At 33.7% G+C, this 15,351-nt stretch carries 16 protein-coding genes; 10 read left to right on the forward strand and 6 right to left on the reverse strand.

Annotation, left to right across the window (positions count from 1 at the left end):
- Positions 1 to 16: 16 nt before the first annotated feature.
- Genes KWG70_RS16720 through uvrB form a run of 5 tightly spaced genes read left to right on the forward strand, consistent with a single transcriptional unit; the run spans position 17 to position 6,339 of the window.
- Complete coding sequence (locus KWG70_RS16720) at positions 17 to 997, forward strand: hemagglutinin protein (protein ID WP_230937188.1); 981 nt, start codon at positions 17 to 19, stop codon at positions 995 to 997.
- A 5-nt stretch (positions 998 to 1,002) separates the two neighbouring features.
- Positions 1,003 to 1,797 carry a T9SS type A sorting domain-containing protein gene (locus KWG70_RS16725; protein ID WP_230937189.1) on the forward strand — a complete coding sequence of 265 codons (795 nt, stop codon included), beginning with the start codon at positions 1,003 to 1,005 and terminating at the stop codon, positions 1,795 to 1,797.
- A gap of 5 nt (positions 1,798 to 1,802) precedes the next feature.
- A complete protein-coding gene (locus tag KWG70_RS16730) occupies positions 1,803 to 2,216 on the forward strand; it encodes a lipocalin-like domain-containing protein (protein WP_230937190.1) in 414 nt (137 codons plus the stop codon).
- Positions 2,217 to 2,228: 12 nt separating this feature from the next.
- On the forward strand, positions 2,229 to 4,280 hold the full coding sequence (locus KWG70_RS16735) for a tail fiber domain-containing protein (protein WP_230937191.1): 2,052 nt from the start codon (positions 2,229 to 2,231) through the stop codon (positions 4,278 to 4,280).
- Between the two features lie 52 nt (positions 4,281 to 4,332).
- On the forward strand, positions 4,333 to 6,339 hold the full coding sequence (uvrB, locus tag KWG70_RS16740; RefSeq protein ID WP_230937192.1) for an excinuclease ABC subunit UvrB: 2,007 nt from the start codon (positions 4,333 to 4,335) through the stop codon (positions 6,337 to 6,339).
- Here the strand turns inward: uvrB and KWG70_RS16745 are convergent.
- Positions 6,336 to 6,737: a TerB family tellurite resistance protein gene (locus tag KWG70_RS16745; RefSeq protein WP_230937285.1), complete on the reverse strand. Its 402-nt coding sequence runs from the start codon at positions 6,735 to 6,737 to the stop codon at positions 6,336 to 6,338. The two genes, uvrB and KWG70_RS16745, sit on opposite strands and share 4 nt — an antisense overlap.
- A 270-nt stretch (positions 6,738 to 7,007) precedes the next feature.
- On the opposite strand from KWG70_RS16745, the gene KWG70_RS16750 reads away from it, so the two are divergent.
- The 4 genes from KWG70_RS16750 (at position 7,008) to KWG70_RS16765 (ending at position 9,523) form a co-directional block, all read left to right on the forward strand.
- On the forward strand, positions 7,008 to 7,814 hold the full coding sequence (locus tag KWG70_RS16750; RefSeq protein ID WP_230937193.1) for an alpha/beta hydrolase: 807 nt from the start codon (positions 7,008 to 7,010) through the stop codon (positions 7,812 to 7,814).
- An 11-nt stretch (positions 7,815 to 7,825) separates the two neighbouring features.
- On the forward strand, positions 7,826 to 8,068 hold the full coding sequence (locus tag KWG70_RS16755; protein ID WP_230937194.1) for a DUF1456 family protein: 243 nt from the start codon (positions 7,826 to 7,828) through the stop codon (positions 8,066 to 8,068).
- Between the two features lie 81 nt (positions 8,069 to 8,149).
- On the forward strand, positions 8,150 to 8,851 hold the full coding sequence (locus KWG70_RS16760) for a phosphoadenylyl-sulfate reductase (RefSeq protein WP_230937195.1): 702 nt from the start codon (positions 8,150 to 8,152) through the stop codon (positions 8,849 to 8,851).
- Positions 8,852 to 8,857: 6 nt separating this feature from the next.
- Positions 8,858 to 9,523 carry a hypothetical protein gene (locus tag KWG70_RS16765; protein ID WP_230937196.1) on the forward strand — a complete coding sequence of 222 codons (666 nt, stop codon included), beginning with the start codon at positions 8,858 to 8,860 and terminating at the stop codon, positions 9,521 to 9,523.
- A 49-nt stretch (positions 9,524 to 9,572) separates the two neighbouring features.
- On the opposite strand, the gene KWG70_RS16770 is transcribed toward KWG70_RS16765, so the two are convergent.
- The 5 genes from KWG70_RS16770 to KWG70_RS16790 form a co-directional block, all read right to left on the reverse strand.
- Positions 9,573 to 9,914, reverse strand: coding sequence for a hypothetical protein (locus KWG70_RS16770; protein WP_230937197.1), 342 nt, complete (start codon positions 9,912 to 9,914; stop codon positions 9,573 to 9,575).
- Between the two features lie 168 nt (positions 9,915 to 10,082).
- A complete protein-coding gene (locus tag KWG70_RS16775) occupies positions 10,083 to 10,886 on the reverse strand; it encodes a hypothetical protein (protein WP_230937198.1) in 804 nt (267 codons plus the stop codon).
- 123 nt (positions 10,887 to 11,009) lie between these two features.
- Positions 11,010 to 11,777, reverse strand: coding sequence for a hypothetical protein (locus KWG70_RS16780; protein ID WP_230937199.1), 768 nt, complete (start codon positions 11,775 to 11,777; stop codon positions 11,010 to 11,012).
- 218 nt (positions 11,778 to 11,995) lie between these two features.
- Complete coding sequence (sucC, locus tag KWG70_RS16785; protein ID WP_230937200.1) at positions 11,996 to 13,186, reverse strand: ADP-forming succinate--CoA ligase subunit beta; 1,191 nt, start codon at positions 13,184 to 13,186, stop codon at positions 11,996 to 11,998.
- Between the two features lie 171 nt (positions 13,187 to 13,357).
- Positions 13,358 to 14,014 carry a hypothetical protein gene (locus KWG70_RS16790; RefSeq protein ID WP_230937201.1) on the reverse strand — a complete coding sequence of 219 codons (657 nt, stop codon included), beginning with the start codon at positions 14,012 to 14,014 and terminating at the stop codon, positions 13,358 to 13,360.
- Between the two features lie 119 nt (positions 14,015 to 14,133).
- Between KWG70_RS16790 and lysA the strand changes: the two genes are divergently transcribed.
- Positions 14,134 to 15,339: a diaminopimelate decarboxylase gene (gene lysA / locus KWG70_RS16795; RefSeq protein WP_230937202.1), complete on the forward strand. Its 1,206-nt coding sequence runs from the start codon at positions 14,134 to 14,136 to the stop codon at positions 15,337 to 15,339.
- Positions 15,340 to 15,351: the final 12 nt, after the last annotated feature.

A 15,351-nucleotide genomic window follows, 5' to 3' on the forward strand; every position in this document is an offset into this window, starting at 1 on the left:
CTAAACGTACAAACAAATGAAAAATAGAATATTTTACAACTGTATGTTACTTGTATTAAGCAGTATCTACATAAATGCGCAAACTATTGAAAAATTCAGTATTGATAATGGAGGTGCTTCAGTAAGTTCTGGAGACATACAAATACTATATACTATTGGTGAAACTAGCATACAAGAGTTAAGTGCTTCAGGTGTTAGTATTTCCGAAGGCTTTATCAATGCAGATTTCAGAATTCTCATAGACCCAATTGTATTATTACAAGGGCCTTCATTAAATCCAATAACTAATGGATTAATGAATGATACGCTCAGGGAAAATGACTTATTACCAACAACAAGTCCGTATGAAGATAATGCCACTTGCAATGCCGCTGTATTTAATACTACAGGTACCAATGCTATAGTAGATTGGATATGGCTAGAATTAAGAGCCGCTAATGACAATCAACGTCTTATTAATGCGCGCTCTGCTTTAGTACAACGCGATGGTGATGTTGTTGATTTTGACGGTACATCATCTGTAATTATGCAAGCGGCTCCAACAAATTACTATGTTGTTATAAAACACAGAAACCATCTAGGTGCCATGAGTTCTGCTACAATCAATTTATCAGAAAGCACTACAACCATTATAGATTTTACAACCAGTAGTTTTTTAACTTTTGGAAATAACGCTCAGACTATTTTAAATTCGGGTGATACAGCACTTTGGGCTGGAGATACTAATACTGATGATAGTATCATATTTTCTGGAAGTAATAATGATGTTAATGCCATTAAAGATTATATCCTAGCAGACCCAAGTAATATTCTAAATTTTATCACATATGCGTCTTCTGGATATCTCCTTCAGGATATTGATTTAAATAGCGTTGCGCGCTTTTCTGGATCTCCAAATGATAGTAATATTATCAAAGATAATATTCTTAATCATCCAGCAAATTTCTTAAGCCTACCAACATTTACAATAAGTACAACCGTTCCGCCAAAAAATTAGAAACCATGAAAAACTTTTACACAATAGTATTTACTATCGCTTTTACATTCTCTGGACTATCACAAGGGTATCAATTTGGAATTCAACATAATTCTGGCTACAATTTTTCTATTGTTGCGATACCAGATTTTGACGCAACAGATACCGATGTTTCCGATATCGGATTTACACTTATGCTACCAGCAGGCGATACCGATATTATAAATATTTCACAATTTAATGGTCGTCCATGGGCGGCCAATCAATTTACTGCTGCACAATTATCTGGAGCAGGATTTGGTGATGGTACGCGTGATGCTTTTGTTATTAATTTGCCTCCAGGGCAGAGCATTGTATCTCATACAACAGGTACACCATTTGTAATTTTTACATTCGATATTAGCAATTCTCCAACTCAAGGTTTTATAGAGTTATTGCCAAACTCAGATCCTATTGCAATGGGTCTTGGTGGAGCTCTAGATAGTTTTTTTAATTCAAATATTGATAATACAAATACACAAGATTATTTTTCTGGAATAGCTTCAGGTCAAGGAAGTTTTATGTTTGAAACTTTAGACATTGATGACATTGAACTTGAAAATTATAGCATTGCTGTATATCCAAATCCAGCTCTAGATATGCTTCATGTATCAACGCCTCTCGAAGTTCAGAAACTCATACTTTATGACATCTTAGGAAAACAAATCATGTCACTAAAAGACTCTAAATCCATGATAGTTGAACACTTACGCTCTGGTGCCTATTTCTTGAAAATTGAAACTGAAACAACTACCATCACCAAAAAAATTATTAAAAAATAAAATATATGAAAACTTACAAACAACTCAGCATTCTATTAGTCATACTATCGTTCTTTGGATGTAGTAATGATGATGACAACAATGGGAATGGTAATCAACCAACAAATCGTGAATTATTAACCTCTGGAAAATGGTATAATGAATCTGTAACTCCTGGTAGTTACAATGATTGCGAAAAAACAGGTTATATCCAATTTTCTGATAATGGCACTTTTACGATAGAATCTTTTGACCTAAATGCTGGTAATTGCGAATCATTTGGCATCGAAACAGGAACATTCACACTTTCTAATGATATCAACATTAGCGTATTGTTTGAGGGTGAAACCATTACAGCAGTAATTGTTACAATTACCGAAAATTCACTCACTATTACTACAGATGAAGAAACAATAATTTTTGATAAAACAGAAGGATAAAACCCTAATATTATGAACTCTTCGAAGAAAATTCACTCACTCAAAAAAAACAATAGAACTGTCGTGAGTAAAACAAAACTCACAATTATGGCATGTTTGATGGCGCTAGTATCTATTGCTCAAACAGGTATCAACTATAAAGCATTAATTAAAGATGCTAATGGAAATGTAGTTAGCAATTCTATTATTGAGGTACAATTTACATTACTACAAGGTTTCTCAATGAATACTGTCTACACAGAAACACATATGCCAACGACAAATGATAATGGTATAGTGATTTTAACTATTGGGCAAGGTACATCGACAGGAGATATTAGAGATGTAGAGTGGATCCTTGGTGAGGTATTGATAAATGTACAAATTGACACAGGCAGTGGTCTAATAGATTTTGGTACAACAGAATTTCAATATGTACCATTTGCCTATGCTGCTGAAATAGCAGCCGAAGCAAAAAATGTCACTGGACTAGAAGCTATTAATGAAAGTAATGGTATAGGCTGGAGATTGATAGGGTCTAATCCAGATAACCATGGTAATATTGGGGAAAAAGCACTTGACTTTTCAGAATCGCAATTTCCTTCAGAATCACTGGGAGCTATAGGAGAACTTTCAGTGGCATTTGGGCGCAATTCTAGTTCTATAGGTTATTCGTCTTTTGCTATGGGAGATATTGCTACAGCTGGTGGCGAGCAATCATTTGCTTTTGGTGAACAGAGCTCTTCTCCAGGTGATTTTTCCACAGCTATGGGCTTTAACAACCTCTCTTCTGGAGACTATTCCAATGCTTTTGGACGTAGTAATTTAGTATTTGGTGATCATTCATTTGGATCTGGACAAAGCAACCAAATATCAGCAGAATATGCTTTTGCACACGGTCGTTCTAATCTGGTATCTTCTACCTACGGTATTGCAATGGGAGATGATAATACGGTCGAAGGTTATGCTGCAATAGCACTAGGGAGTGGAAATGAATCACAAGCTAGCTATTCTACAACTCTAGGATTCAACAACCTTGTTTCTGGCTTTGCGGCGCTTGCTACAGGAACATCAACTATTGCCTCAGCGAATTATGCTACGGCATTAGGGATTAGTACAATCGCTTCCGGTATATCATCATTTGCTGCAGGAAACAATAGTGAGGCGAGTGGTGATAACTCAATAGCTTTAGGATATTTTAATGAATCAACTGGAAGCAGATCTGTTGCCATTGGAAGAAATTCAATTTCGTCAGGTGCAAATTCAGTAGTTATAGGAGAGGATTCAGTGGCAAGTGGTATTAACTCTATAGCCATAGGAGAATTGCTAGAGTCTCGTGCTGCAAATGAGGTCGTTGTAGGATTTGGTAATACACTTTACAATCCTGATAGCCCTTCAAGTAATAGGGTGTTTACTGTTGCTAACGGCTCATTTACCTTTAATGGAACTAATATAACATTGAACAGACGAAATGCCTTAACGGTATTAAGAAACGGCAACACAGGAATAGGAACAGATACTCCTCAAGAACGACTTCATATAACAGATGGCAGATTACGTATAGGAACAGAAACCATTGAAGATGGAGGCAGTAATATTTTGCGGTTTAATGCCAGTTTAATTCCTGATCAAAATAACGTTATGAGTCTGGGGAATTCATCCTTGCGTTGGACTGGCCTTTGGGCTACTGACGGCACCATTAATACGTCTGATAGACGTGAAAAGAAAGATATTAAAACATTAAACTATGGCTTGAATGAAGTATTACAAATGAATCCCGTAAGTTTCAAATGGAAGGATAGAATAGATCAAGACACCAAACTTGGATTAATTGCTCAGGATGTATTAGAACTTATTCCTGAAGTGGTCAAAACCCATACCTGGGAACCTATTTCAGAAGAGAACGACACGTTACAAAAAGTAAAACTCGACAGACTTGGTGTGTATTATTCTGATTTAATTCCTGTACTTATCAATGCCATAAAAGAACAAAATAAAGAAATTGAAGCCCTAAAAAAGGCACTTAAAACACAAAAATCCTTAGAAGATAGAATCTCAAGTCTAGAGCAGAAAATTAGTCACTAGAATTGAACACACTTAGGTTTAAAATATGAACGCATTATTGTAACTTTGTTAGATGCGTTTCAAAGTACAATCCGAATTCAAACCCACAGGAGATCAACCTGAGGCAATAAAACAATTGGTTAACGGTATCGAATCTAACGAAACCTATCAAACCTTGTTAGGTGTCACAGGATCTGGTAAAACCTTTACAGTGGCTAATGTGATTCAAGAAGTACAGCGACCAACCTTAGTATTAGCCCACAATAAAACTCTGGCTGCACAATTGTATTCAGAGTTTAAACAGTTTTTTCCAGACAATGCTGTTGAGTACTTTGTCTCCTATTATGATTACTATCAACCTGAGGCCTATATTCCAGTGTCTGGTGTATATATCGAAAAAGATTTATCGATTAATGAGGAAATTGAGAAGATGCGTTTAAGTACAACGTCTTCCCTATTGTCTGGTCGGCGTGATGTGATCGTCGTAGCATCGGTATCCTGTTTGTATGGTATTGGAAATCCGGTTGAATTTCAGAAAAACGTTATCTCACTAGAAGTCGATCAGGAAATTTCTAGAACCGAACTCTTACATAAATTGGTGCAAAGTCTGTACTCAAGAACAGAAGCAGATTTTAATCATGGAAATTTTAGAATAAAAGGTGATACCGTTGATGTATTTCCAAGTTATGCAGATGATGCCTTTCGAATCCATTTCTTTGGTGATGAGATTGAAGATATTGAGCAGTTTAATATTCAAACTAATGAGGTGATTGAACATTATGACCGATTGAATATTTATCCTGCCAATATGTTTGTGACCTCTCCTGATATTTTACAAAATGCTATTAAAGATATTCAGGATGATTTGGTCAAACAGCACGATTATTTCAAGGAGATAGGAAAACATTTAGAGGCAAAACGTTTAAAAGAGCGTACCGAATTTGATTTGGAAATGATTCGCGAGTTAGGCTATTGCTCTGGGATTGAAAACTATTCAAGATACTTAGATGGTCGTGAGCCTGGCACAAGACCATTCTGCTTATTAGATTATTTTCCAGACGATTATTTGATGGTTGTAGATGAAAGTCACGTGACCATTTCTCAAGTACATGCTATGTATGGTGGTGACCGAAGCCGGAAAGAGAATTTGGTGGAATACGGATTTAGATTACCTGCAGCTATGGATAATCGACCTTTAAAATTTGAAGAGTTCGAGGCTTTGCAAAATCAAGTCATTTATGTGAGTGCAACACCTGCAGATTATGAGCTTCAGAAAACAGATGGCGTTTATGTGGAGCAGGTCATTAGACCAACAGGATTATTAGATCCGGTAATCGAAGTGCGCCCAAGCTTAAATCAGATCGATGACCTTATAGAGGAAATACAACAGCGTGTTGAAAAGGATGAACGTACTTTGGTAACCACATTGACCAAACGTATGGCTGAGGAACTTACTAAATATCTAGATCGTATTCAGATTAGATGTCGCTATATTCATAGTGATGTTGATACTTTAGAACGTGTAGAGATTATGCAAGACCTTAGAAAAGGATTGTTTGATGTCTTAGTTGGTGTGAATTTACTTCGTGAAGGTTTAGATCTACCTGAAGTATCATTGGTCGCTATTTTAGATGCCGATAAAGAAGGTTTTTTACGTTCGACACGTTCATTGACACAAACTGTAGGTAGAGCTGCGAGAAACTTAAATGGTAAAGCAATCATGTATGCTGACAAGATTACTAGAAGTATGCAAAAGACCATAGATGAGACCGAATACAGGCGTGAAAAGCAAATTGCGTATAATACTAAACACAAGATCACACCTAAAGCCTTAAATAAGAGTTTAGATAATGCCTTATCTAAAAATTCTGTAAGTACCTATAGCTATGAATTAGAAGCAGCTAGAGCTGCAGAGCCTGAAAGCGAATATTTAACTAAAAGTCAGTTAGAAAAGAAAATACGTGAAAAGCGTAAATTAATGGAACAAGCTGCAAAAGCCCTCGACTTTATTATTGCTGCACAGTTACGGGATGATATTAAAGGGTATCAAGAAAAATTAGAAAAGCTTAAAGTCTCTTAATTATACTGAACTTTAAAGATATCAATTAAAAAGTCTGGTGGTACAATTTTATTTGGAAAACTGTCCATAAGATCTAAAACACGATTAATCGACTCATGACTTAATCCCATTCGCAATCCGAAATTATGAAGTTTCACTAATTCTTTATTAGAAATTTGACTGTCTAGGTTCATTAATAAGACCAATCTATGGAATTGAACAATGCGTTCGCTATGCGATTTTAGATGTACATAGGTTACAGGATGATCAAAAAGGTAATCGAAGTCTTCTTTAGAGATTTCCAATTGTTTAGCAATGCTTGCAAGAAATTTATATTCGATTGCTTTTATATTTTCGTCTGTCTGTGCAAAGGCTATCATCTCCGATAGCAAACTTAATTTCTCAACACGATTTATCATAGCAGAGGGATTCATGATTTTTACTTTTATAAATTTAAAAGGTTTGTTTAGGTTATAATCCTGCATATTTTGTAAGTCATCGAAAAATAAAGTGTAATTCGTCGTTCTTTTCCTACTTTCATACGCAAAAAGAATGTAAATAATTGATTGTCAGAAAGTTAAAAACAACGTGCAGTTCATCGATTTTTTCACTTTCAAAACATATTATCGATGAACGGTATGGTCGCTATTTCTCAAATTTTGTGTACATTCGTTTTATTCAATCAAGACATGAAAAAGACCGCCTTAATTTTATTTTTTCTGCTACATATTAGTCTGATTTGTAGTGCTCAAAGTACGGCTTCAAAACAAGTCTCTACATTTAGTATTGAAGCGCCTCAATTAAAAACACATAAAACCATTTGGGTCTATACACCAAAATCATATTCGGATTCTGAAAAAAAATATCCAGTACTATATATGTTTGATGCTCAGAATTTATTTGATGCTGAGACTTCTTATGTTGGCGAATGGAAAATTGATGAGTACTTAGACACTTTAAATGATAAAGAGGTTATTATAGTGGGTATCGAACATGGTAACGAAAAACGTTTAGAAGAATTAACACCGTATCCTCATGAAGACTATGGTGGTGGAAAAGGAGACACTTTTATACAGTTTATCATCAATACGGTAAAACCACATATAGATGTCACCTATAGAACAAAACCAGATGTCAAGAACACAGGAATTTTTGGTGCGTCTCTAGGAGGATTAATGGCATTTTATGCTACTATAAAATATCCTGAAACATTTAGTATGGCTGGTGTGTTCTCACCGTCGTTTTGGGTGAGTGACAAGATCTACGAATTAGCTAACACAACAGAAATTTCTAGTAACTCTAAATTTTTCTTTTTGGTAGGAGACAAAGAAGGAGACTCTATGGTACCAGACCAAGAAAAAATGGTGGCACTCCTTTTAAATAAAGGTGTAAAAACAGAACAAATTCAGAATAAAATAATTGAAGGAGGTGAGCATAATGAAGCGCTATGGAGTTCTAATTTCCCTGAGGCATTTCAATGGTTAACTAATGATTAATAGCTATTACTATGACTAATAACGATATATTTAAAAAACTAAGAGTCGCTCATAAGTTACGTGATGATGACATTATTAAAATTTTAGAGCTGGTAGATTTTAGAGTTTCAAAAAGTGAACTTAATGCTCTTTTTAGACGAGAAGATCATCCAAACTATATGGAATGTGGTGACCAAATTCTAAGAAACTTCCTCAATGGATTAATTATTCATTTGCGTGGTCCAATGCCAAAACCGCAAAAAAAGAAGCCTTAAATTATCATTATCGTAAAAATGATTAAAGTCAGTTAATTCTTCAGAATTGTATACTAACTTGCCTATCTCTAATGTCCTATTATGTTTGAAATTTCTTCAGTAAAAAAAGTGCTTCCGAATATTTCAGAAGCAGAAATTAAAGCCCTCAATACAAAGTATAAACCGCTTTCTGCCACAGAGCGCATTCAGCAATTATACAAAGATTTTGATATTTCGGAAGTGATGCTAACAAGTTCATTTGCAGCAACATCAGCATTTCTACTTAAGTTGTTTTCAGAAGTTAATAAGAAACAAGAGGTTTTCTTTATAGATACTGGTTATCACTTTGAAGATACCTTAAGGTACAAAGAAGAACTAACCAAGCGTTATGGGTTGAATGTCTCATCTATAAGTGCTTTAAAAGAAGAACATGAATTCACTTCTAAAGACAAAACCTGGACCAAGAATCCAGATTTTTGTTGTTCAATAAATAAAGTTAAGCCTTTAGATGTTATCAAGAATAAATATAAGGTTTGGGTATCTGGTTTAATGGAATGGCAAAGTGATCATCGAGCGAGTTTAGATATTTTTGAGCTACGTGGTGAGATTCTAAAGTTTTATCCGTTACTTGATATCTCTAAAGACAAGCGTGATGCTTACATTAAGGAACATGATTTACCATTTCATCCATTGGTAGCCAAAGGGTATCACTCCATTGGATGTAAACATTGTACGGTTCCTGGCGAAGATCGTAATGGTCGTTGGAACAATAATCCAAAAACGGAATGCGGATTGCATTTATAATTAATAATGAATTCCAAACACGTCTATATTATACTCGCTCTACTCGTTTCTTTTATAACTAGTGCACAAATTACAGTTATAGATTGTGACAATTCTAAGCTAACGTATGATAAAGCACATGTTAAATTACTACATACCTTGATGGATAGTGCTAAAATATCTAAAGGTGGTGTTAAGATAACCTTGGAACAACAGTTCTTTTGTGTAATGCCTAACTCTTTTGATAAGATGTTAGATTTATTATTTCTAGACTCAACAATAATTCATAACAAAGTTAAAGAAAGTGGCGGTCCTCCTCCAAAGTTTCATTTAGATCATCCTTGGGTGAGTTTTTTGAGTGAGATTAATTGTATTGAATCTAACCAATACTACAACAAATACATCGATATGTGTATTGATGGCTTTTATGGCGCCGATGATATTAGAAACGGGTTTGTGATCTACAAACGCTTTGAAACGGATACAGAAGCCTTTTGCAAAGCCTTAGCAAAAAGAAATGATAGTGAGATAAAAAGTGTTTTTTGGTTTATATTTGATAGCTCACATCCTGAAAATGAGTTTAATCAGGAACTTTATGACAAGATATATCCACTGATTTATAAAGAAAATAAAAAACTCGCTCTGCTCATGAAGTCAACACTTGAGCGCTTAATAAAAGAAAAAAGGCATTAAAAAAAAGCGTCCAAATCTTGAACGCTTTTACATAAACTAAAATCTCTAGTTATCTTTTCTTTGTAAGTGTTACAGGAAATTTAAACCTTCGTTGATAACTAATAACTTCCTTAGATAATTTTTTGTAATTCAAACGGTTTTTAATAAAACTATCAAAAGCTTTATTTTTTGTGTCTACAGATAAGACAACCATTTCGTTGTTCTCGTTAATCGTGATTTCTACATCGGCAGTTAAGCCTTCAGGAAATTCAAACGATGGATTTTTCAATAATTTACTGATTGTTTCTTCAACTGGATTTGGTTCGACAGTCTTGATAGGATCTGTGCTTGCAGAAAGCGCACTACTAAACGTAATTGCTACGACTAGTACTAACATTTTTAATGTTTTCATGATTAATTGTTTTTTAGATTGATACTTAAAAGACTGATGAAATGATAAGATGTTACAAGAAAGCAGTAAGAATTAACAGTGTTTAACGTTGATTGGCAGTTTATTAACATTAATTCATAAAAAAGGCCCTCAAACTTGAGAGCCCTTTATTCTAACATCTAGAACTGTTTAGTTAGATGCTAACATCGTTTTATCTATAGAGTTAAGATTTAAGCTAGTAATATAATTAGCTAATAGTTTTAAATGATCTTTCTTATCTTTTTTAAGTTTATTCTTCTTAATAAATGCTAGTATCAGTTTGGCATTCTCAGGAAAATCTTTTTTAATCGTTTTCTTTTTTGTACTCAAAGCTACTAGTTTATCATCATGCATAATATAAAATTGCTCTGACTTCTTAAGCTTTATTTTATTTTTAGAGCGCTTATTAATGATATGTGTATACACATCTCGCTTCAATAGTTCATAACCATTAACATCTGTATCTAGTAAAAAATAATTTAGTGCTTCATAGCCTTTATCATCTGTATAAGATTTAACAATATAGGTTTGGTTTGTATCTAAAAAAGTGATTTCTACATTCTCAGTTTTAATCAAGTTATAGATGTTGTCTTGGTCTTTTATTTCTACCTTATCAAAAATTGGATTGTATCGCGCCGAGAAGATATTTGGTAATCCATTTATAAATATTCTAGCTCTTCGCCATCTGGCATCTAAAGAACGGTCTAAACTAAAATTACGATGATCTATTGCTCTGAAGTTCCTACCATAGCCATTATATATTGTATTGAGACCAAACAGATCTCCTAATGACTGATAACTTGGTGATAACCCAATTCCAGTAATTCTTGCTATAGGACCAGCATTAGGGTTATCATTATTAACTCTAAAAACTGTCGAACCACCTCCATCTAACTGTGCTACACTAATGTTTACTGTAAACATACAAAGTGCTAAAATTGTAATTTTTTTCATACCCTTATATTTTAATGTTAATAAGAAATTAACAATCAAATTTTATGCCAGAATTCTCTTACTAAAGATACAAAAAAAGCTCTCAAATTTGAGAGCTTTTTATAGCAATCGATTCTGTTTTATTTATTTTGAAGCGACTAACGTGCCGTCACTCGTATTGTCCTGAATGCTAGCAACATAATTAGCCAACACCTTTAAGTTAGTTTCCTTATTACCTTTAATTTTATTGTCTTTTATAAAAGCTAAAATCAGTTCTGATTGCCTAGGAAAATCTTTCTTAATATCTTTTTTCTTGGTAGACAAGCTGACTAGACTTCTATAATTATTTAGGATATAGTAGTTTTCAACCTTTTTTAATTTAGCAGGTTTATCTGCACCGTATGCACTTGAAGCTACTTTAGCTTTCGTATACTTATAGTCTACTTTTTTAAGTAATTTACTATCATTAGAGTTCCCGTTAAAAACGAAATAATCAATAACAGTGTCACCATTAGTATCAATATGTGAAATTGCTCGATAGGTTTGGTTAGTTGCTATAAAAGTCAACTTTAAATTATCTGTTTTCACGATATTATAAATCTTTTCACCATTCTTTATTTGTAATGCATTAGTCATTGGGTTGTAACGAGCTAAAACAATAGTTGGTGCGGCATTGATTGAAATTCTAGCATTTTGAAATGATGCTTGAGGAATATGGCTTAAATTTTCAAAGCTTTGATTTGGCAAGTACCCTCTAATGTTTTGGATTTCCAATTTGACATCGGTAGGATTAGCACTGGTAATATCTCGAGTATTAATACCGCCACGTATACATTCGACACCTTCTGCTGCTTGTCCAGTACTTAGATTTACAGTGAACACACAAATGATAAGAAGAAAAAGATTTTTCATAATAGTTGATTTTTAGATTAATAACCTCATCAAGTTATTAAAATTTTGTTAAAACGAAAAGTCTTACTCTCTGAAAATTAAATATTTAACACTTAACTATTTTAGAAAATTGAAAACATTACAACCTAAAAATCAACTACATTTAATTCAAATGATAGCATAAAAAAACTCCTATGTGATTATCACATAGGAGTTTTATATGGTATTTATAAATTGTTTTAAGCTAGAACAGTCTGAACTTTATCTGCTGCTTCTTGAAATTCTGTAGCACTCATCACATCTAGACCAGAATTATCAATTAATTCTTTCGCGATGTCTGCATTAGTTCCTTGCAAACGCACAATGATTGGTACATTGATTGTTCCCATATTTTTATAAGCATCAATAACACCTTGAGCAACACGATCACAACGAACGATACCTCCAAAGATGTTAATTAAGATCGCTTTTACTGCTGGGTCTTTCAAAATAATTTGGAACGCAGCTTCAACACGAGCAGCATCTGCTGTACCACCAACATCTAAGAAGTTTGCTGGCTCTCCTCCTGCTTGTTTAATTAAATCCATAGTGGCCATTGCCAATCCTGCTCCATTTACCATACAACCTACATTTCCGTCAAGATCAACATAGTTTAGACCTTTCTCTCCCGCTTCAACCTCTATTGGATTCTCTTCACGTAAATCACGTAGTGCAGCTAAATCTTTATGTCTAAATAAAGCATTATCATCTAAAGACACTTTAGCATCTACCGCCATAATTTTATCATCACTAGTTTTTAAAACTGGGTTGATTTCGAATAAAGAAGAATCAGATTTCACATAAGCCGTATATAAGGCTGTAACGAATTTTGTCATATCCTTGAAAGCTGCACCAGATAATCCTAAGTTAAATGCCACTTTACGTGCCTGAAATGGTAAAATTCCAGTTGCTGGGTCAATCTCTTCTGTAAATATCAAGTGTGGTGTTTCTTCTGCAACAGTTTCAATATCCATTCCACCTTCTGTAGAATACATAATCATGTTACGTCCGTTACTACGATTTAATAACACAGACATGTAATACTCTTCAGGTTCTGAATCTCCAGGATAGTATACGTCTTCAGCAACTAATACTTGATGTACATGTTTTCCTTCAGCAGATGTTTGAGGTGTCACCAAATCCATTCCAATAATTTGACCAGCTATAGTTTTAACATCATCTAAGCTTTTAGCCAATTTAACGCCTCCACCTTTTCCACGACCACCTGCGTGAACTTGTGCTTTAATTACGTGCCAACCTGTACCAGTTTCTTCAGTTAATTTCTTAGCTGCTTCAACTGCTTCATCAGCATTTTGTGCTACAATACCACGTTGAATACGTACGCCAAAACTGCTTAATAATTCTTTTCCTTGATATTCGTGTAAATTCATTTGGTTTAGAAATTTATGGTTTGTCTTCGTTTCATTTTCGAAGTCATTTTTTACGACCACAAAAGTAAACATACTAAAAGTTTTTACCAATAGTTTTTAATATTGATTTATGAGCTTACTAATTCAATAAATAGCACGTCTTCATTATCAATTTTATTTTATTTAATTATTTTAATCTTTTAAACGCTTAATTACAGAAAATGCTTTATCAACCAAATGATCTTCAACTACAATGGTAAACTCATTAGTTGTAGAAACGACCTCATATAAAGTAATATTCTCCCACGCTAAATGCTTAAAGATTTGATAATACAATCCTGCAATTTTCGAATTACCTTTTGGTAAATAAATACTAATTGCTGATAATTTATCTTGCAACCCAATTTGCACTTCATTTTTAAAGGTTTTTAAAATACTTTCCTTTTCGGAAGTTGATATGATGATATTACTTTCTAAAACACCACGCGTAAACGCATAGAAAATATGATGATTTACACTAATTTTTTCTAAAATTTGCGAATGACTATGAATTAAAGTTTTTGAATTTTGGAATGTAAAATCACTCAAATTTGAGCGCACTGTGATATCTCCTAAGTTTTTAAAAATCTTCTTTAAACGAATAGAGTTTTCTAGATTAAAAGGTTGTTGGTAACGTCGCAATGCCATCATTATCGCACCATCTTTTACCGGTTTACGCAACATCTCAGAAATAGGTTTATTTAGCTCTTTAGCTAAAGCTGAAAAATTAATGATTTGTCGTGATAAGCCTTCTTCTAAAAAAGGGCTCGATACAATGATATCTTGTACACAAGAAGCTATAGTTTTCAATTTGTTAACTATTTAACATTTTGTGTAAAATTAGCAATATTTTTTTATTTATATGTTTTAACTAAGGATTACATCTATTTTTGATCCTTCAAGCACATTGATTATAAGATTTAAAACGAATGAAACACAACACTTTATTACTGATTGCAAAGGACTTTGGAAGTCCGGTTTACGTATATGATGCCGAGAAAATAAAGTCTCAGTATAAACGATTAACATCAGCTTTTGGTAAAGTCAAACAGTTAAAGTTAAACTATGCGGTTAAAGCGCTATCTAATGTCTCGGTTTTAAAATTATTTAATCAATTAGGCTCAGGATTGGATACTGTTTCTATCCAAGAAGTACAGTTAGGACTTAAAGCTGGGTTTCAACCAGAGCAGATTATTTTCACTCCTAATGGTGTATCACTTGCTGAAATAGAAAAAGCGGCAAGTCTTGGTGTACAAATTAATATTGATAACCTTTCGGTATTGGAACAATTTGGAACTAAGCATCCCAAAATACCTGTTTGCATTCGTATCAATCCGCATGTGATGGCAGGTGGAAACACGAACATTTCCGTAGGACATATTGATAGTAAGTTTGGCATTTCTATTCATCAAATTCCTCATTTACTAAGAATTGTTGAAAATACTCAAATGACCATTAATGGCATTCATATGCACACTGGAAGTGACATTCTAGATATTGATGTCTTTTTGTATGCCAGTGAAATTTTATTTGATACTGCAAAAAACTTTAAAAATCTTGACTTTATCGATTTTGGATCTGGATTTAAAGTCCCATATAAAACAGGTGATATAGAGACTAATGTAGAAGAGCTCGGAGAAAAGTTATCTAAGCGTTTTAATCAATTTTGTAAAAACTATGGTAAGCAGCTTACTTTGGCTTTTGAACCTGGCAAATTCTTAGTGAGTGAAGCTGGTTATTTTTTAACACGAGTAAATGTAGTTAAGCAAACTACATCAACTGTTTTTGCCCAAGTCGACTCTGGTTTTAACCATTTAATACGACCTATGCTTTATGGGTCTCAGCATGAGATTATTAATATTTCTAATCCAAATGGTCGGGAACGCTTTTATTCGGTTGTAGGTTATATTTGTGAAACAGATACTTTTGCCAATAACAGACGTATAAATGAAATTACTGAAGATGATATCCTAGCCTTTAAAAATGCTGGAGCGTATTGCTATTCTATGGCATCAAATTACAACTCTAGATATCGTCCGGCTGAAGTTTTATGGTATAACAAAAAAGCACATTTAATTAGAAAGCGGGAAACCTTTGATGATATTTTACAAAATCAAGTCGCCATAGACTTATAATACTTAGCGCAG

This window comes from Psychroserpens luteolus (assembly GCF_021032705.1).
GTDB lineage: Bacteria > Bacteroidota > Bacteroidia > Flavobacteriales > Flavobacteriaceae > Psychroserpens > Psychroserpens luteolus.